Here is a 4,168-nt window from a genome sequence, read left to right on the forward strand (position 1 = left end):
GGCTGTCGGAGCGGCTTGGCCGGCCATTCGTCATCGAGAACCGACCGGGGGCCGGCACCAACATCGCCACAGAAGCTGTCGTGCGCTCACCTCCGGATGGCTATACGCTGCTCCAGGTCAATGCGCCGGCTGCGATCAACGCCACACTCTACGACAAGCTCAATTTCGTTGTTCTCCGTGACATTGCACCGGTCGCGAGCATCACCCGCACGGGCTACGTCTTGGCGGTCCATCCGTCGTTCCCGGCCAAGACGGTTCCCGAGTTCATCAGCTTAAGTGACTTCTCTAAATGGCGCCGACACAGCCGGTCAGTCTTGAGATACGCAAATGCCTATTCCAGTTTCCTACAGACCCAGAGGGAGTATAGTTGCTGATGCGCGCTGTCGTTTGCCTGCTCGCCGTCCTCTTCCCTGCCGCCGCGAGTTCCGCCGTCGCGCAGGAAAAGCACTTGATTGACCCGATGCTTCCCGGCTCACTCAATCCCAGGCCCCTGCCGCCGCTGAAAAATCCGGACGCACTGTCAACGCCGGCCAAAGAACTGTTCGCGCGCAAATTGACGCCGTCTCCCGGACCGCCGCGCTCGATCGGCGGCGATTTCGACGGCTGCCTCGCCGGCGCCGTGTCGCTGCCGATCACTGGGCCGACCTGGCAAGTCATGCGGCCGTCGCGTAACCGCAACTGGGGCAATCCGCAACTCATTCGCTTCATCGAACGGTTTGCCACGAACGCAACAAAGGTTGGCTGGAACGGTCTTTTGGTTGGCGACATGTCTCAGCCGCGCGGCGGGCCGATGCTTTCTGAGCACACCAGCCATCAAATCGGCCTCGACGTCGATATTTGGTTTGCGCGGATGCCAGACCACGTGCAAAGCCGCGAGGAGCGCGAGTTCGGCTCGGCCACCGATGTGGTCGCGCCCGATCTGCGCGACGTTGATCCGAAAGTGTGGACCCACAGACATACTGCGCTCCTCCGAACGGCTGCGGAGGATCCGGTGGTCGTCCGCATCTTAGTCAATGCCGCGATCAAGAAGGCGCTGTGCCGCGAGGCCGGAGCTGATCGCACCTGGCTTTACAAGGTGCGTCCCTGGTATGGTCACGCCGAGCATTTTCATGTCCAAATCGCCTGTCCGGCAGACAGTGCGGAATGCAAGCCGCCAGCACCGCCGCTCCCAAGCGACGGCTGCGGTAGCGAGCTTGACTTCTGGTTCAAGGAATCGACGCTGCATCCGCGGCAGCGCAAACCGAGACCGGTTTTGACGCTGGCCGGATTGCCCCCCGCGTGCAAGCAGATCGTCAAAGCGCCGTGATTGTCGATGTCCGGATTCCCCGTGCAATTGTTTTGATTTTTTGGCCCCCACCGGGAATGTGGGTGTGGGTGGCCCAAAAATCGTGTTATAATTTTTTGCCCGCGCCCCCTACTCAACACCGCAATATTCGCGAAACGACCGACAAGTATCGTCGATGACTTGAATATTTGATTTTAAATCAACTCTCGGCGATTCCGTACACCTAGGGGATTTTGAAGCACAAGAATCTTGTTATGAGTTTTTTGCCCCCCGCCCCCTACCAATTCGAGGTGCGGGGGTGAAAAAAGCAAGAAAAACGATTCATCCGCATCTGAGCGCCTTGATTGATTGTTTGATGGCGCGCGACATCATTCGTCGCCGGGGACACCATAGCTCGGTGCTTCATCCGGGTTGAGGGCGCGCTGAACGTAGGCGTCCAGCTGCGGCTTATAGATGCCCCAAAGCGTTGCGATCGCCTCGATCGGGCAATCCTGCGTCCAATCGCACCGCAAATCGGCGATTGGCCAGCTCACGCGATCCACGATCTTGAGGCCGGCCGAATGGATCGGGCCAGCTTCTCCGCCGGCAGCCAAGCCGGCGCGCATCGCGGCAATCAGACGATCGCCCAAATGGCCGGAGCTCGCGAGAAAGCCGTCTACGACCGCCTGCGGCACACGGTCATTGGCCAGCAGATTGCCGCCAGAAGCGACGTCTTCGGCATGGGCTTGCGCCCAGATGCCGAGGCAATTTCGTCCTGAATGAATGGCCGTCTGACCCCGCTGATCGACCGCGAGCAACTGCCGATAGTCCATGAACTGGCCGCACCTCTGGATTTCCGCGATCGCAGCCTCGGCGCTCATGGCGCTCTGCATGAGGTCGAGAGCGAGCGGACCAAGCGAAGGGTCCGTCACATTCTGTGAGGCCACGGCGCCGACACCTGCCCGGGCATAGGCACAGCGGGCAGCGACCGCCGGCGACGACGAGGCTACCGCGACGCCGAACATACCGGTTTCTCGACAGCGGGCGACCAGCGAGAAGGTCATGGAATAAGTTTCCGTTCGCTCCGACGTTTGCTCCGGCGTTCAGTCCGGAATGACGGCCGTGCCGTCGATTTCGACCAGCCACTCGGGTCGGGCCAGCGCCTGGACCACGAGGCCCGTTGAAACCGGATGCACGCCTTTGATGTATTCGCCCATCGTGCGGTACACGGCTTCGCGGTGGCGAATATCGGTGATGTACACCACGATCTTGACGAGATGCTCCATCTTGCCGCCGGCTTCCTCGATGAGCTGGCGCATATTCTGCATGACCTTGTGGGTCTGCTCGACCGGATCATGACTGTCGATGCTCACGGCGTCGTCGAGGTTCTGGGCGCACTGCCCGCGCAGCCAGACGGTCTTTCCCCCTTGCGTCACCACCGCCTGGGCCAGATCATTATCGAGCCTCTGCTCGGGATATGTGTGCTTGGTGTTGAACTTGCGAATTCGTCTGTGGGCCATTCGAGCCACCATGATATCGTGCGTTAAAGACAGGAAGCCGCACGGCGGCAGGCACCGGCATTCCAGGGTTTTCCGCACAGCGGGCAGCTTGCATCATTCCCGGGAAGGCAGCGCGTCATCGTCGGCGGGATGCGGCTTCGTGATAGGCCATATAGTTGCGCTGGATGGTGATCTGGTCCGCGAGATACTTGGCATCGTGCCAGACGCCCCAGATGAAACTCGATCCTCGCCGTGATTGCCAGGGCAGCCCCAGAAAATAAATTCCCGGCTCTGCCGAGACGCCACGCTGATGCCTCGGCCTGCCCTTCTCGTCGAAAGTGTCGACGTTGAGCCAGCTGTAGTCTGTCGTGAAACCGGTCGCCCAGATGATGGTTGCAATGCCCGCGCCGGCGAGGTCGAGCGAAAGGATGGGGTTCTTCACGCAGTCCGCGTCCGGCACGGTACGGCGCGCTTGCGGCTCTTCGGGCAATTCGAGACCATTTCGTGCGACATAGGCGTCGGCTTCGTCCAGCACGGAGAGCAAATTCGCGTCTCCCTTCCCGAGGTTTTGGAGGAGGTCCGGCGCAAACCTCATGACGCCGCGACTGCAGCCCTCGGTGCGGCCGAGGAGAGTCATCCCCTTCGTCGCCAGCAGGCGAAAATCGATCGTATGCCCGCCGTGCGCTCCGCTCACTGCAATCGTCACGTGCTCCTTTCCGACCTCCCGGGCAGCCGCATCCCACTTCCCAAGAACGCCCAGCCACCAGCAGTAGTCGCGCCCACGGTACGCGCGCGGCGGACGCTCGTGCGGCCCCACCGACAGGAAGACCTTCCGTCCCACTTCGAAAAGCTCTTCGGCGATCTGGGTTCCGGAGGAGCCTGAGCCGACGATCAGCACTGCGCCATGGGGAAGTTGCGCGGGGTTGCGGTATGCGGTCGAGTGCATCTGCAGCACGCCTGTCTCGGCGGGCACCATGGCGGGCACGTTCGGGCGCTGGAACGCGCCGGTCGCGGCCACGACTCTGTCGGCCTCGATCGCCCCCGTAGACGTCTCAACACGGAAGCCGCGCTGCCCGACCTTCCTGTCGACCTTCAAAACCTCGACTCCGCACCGGACAGGCGCCGCAATCTTCTTCGCGTAAGCCACCAGATAGTCTGCAACGGTGTCCTTAAGTGGAAAATCGTCTGGCCTAACGCTCTTGTCGACATCGCCGAAGGTGAGACCGGGAAAGCGGTCGTGCCACGCGGGACCATTCATCACCAGCGAGTCCCATCTCGCTGAGCGCCAGCGCTCAGCGACCCGGTTCCGCTCGAGAACGAGGTGAGGCACGCCGTTCACGCTCAGATGTTCGCTCATGGCGATGCCGGCCTGCCCGCCGCCCACAACAAGTGTATCTATCTTCTC

General features: G+C 61.5%; 5 protein-coding genes. 2 read left to right on the plus strand and 3 right to left on the minus strand.

Annotation, left to right across the window (positions count from 1 at the left end):
- Together ABW043_RS06265 and mepA are read left to right on the plus strand one after the other, a co-directional pair.
- Positions 1 to 374, plus strand: a 374-nt coding sequence (locus tag ABW043_RS06265) for a tripartite tricarboxylate transporter substrate-binding protein (RefSeq protein WP_353920367.1), incomplete at its 5' end; no start/stop codon positions are given.
- Entirely contained in the window at positions 374 to 1,306 is a 933-nt protein-coding gene (gene mepA / locus ABW043_RS06270; RefSeq protein WP_353920368.1) for a penicillin-insensitive murein endopeptidase, read from the plus strand. The genes ABW043_RS06265 and mepA, both read left to right, overlap by 1 nt.
- Before the next feature lie 347 nt (positions 1,307 to 1,653).
- Here mepA and ABW043_RS06275 read toward each other — a convergent pair whose 3' ends face one another.
- The 3 genes from ABW043_RS06275 to ABW043_RS06285 form a co-directional block, all read right to left on the minus strand.
- Complete coding sequence (locus ABW043_RS06275) at positions 1,654 to 2,328, minus strand: DUF1028 domain-containing protein (RefSeq protein WP_353920369.1); 675 nt, start codon at positions 2,326 to 2,328, stop codon at positions 1,654 to 1,656.
- A gap of 39 nt (positions 2,329 to 2,367) precedes the next feature.
- Positions 2,368 to 2,784 (minus strand): RidA family protein, encoded by a 417-nt coding sequence (locus tag ABW043_RS06280; RefSeq protein WP_353920370.1) that lies wholly within the window; start codon positions 2,782 to 2,784, stop codon positions 2,368 to 2,370.
- A gap of 115 nt (positions 2,785 to 2,899) precedes the next feature.
- Positions 2,900 to 4,168: flavin-containing monooxygenase (locus ABW043_RS06285; protein ID WP_353920371.1), on the minus strand; the 1,269-nt coding region annotated here is incomplete at its 5' end.

The organism is Devosia sp., assembly GCF_040509215.1.
Classification (GTDB): domain Bacteria; phylum Pseudomonadota; class Alphaproteobacteria; order Rhizobiales; family Devosiaceae; genus Devosia.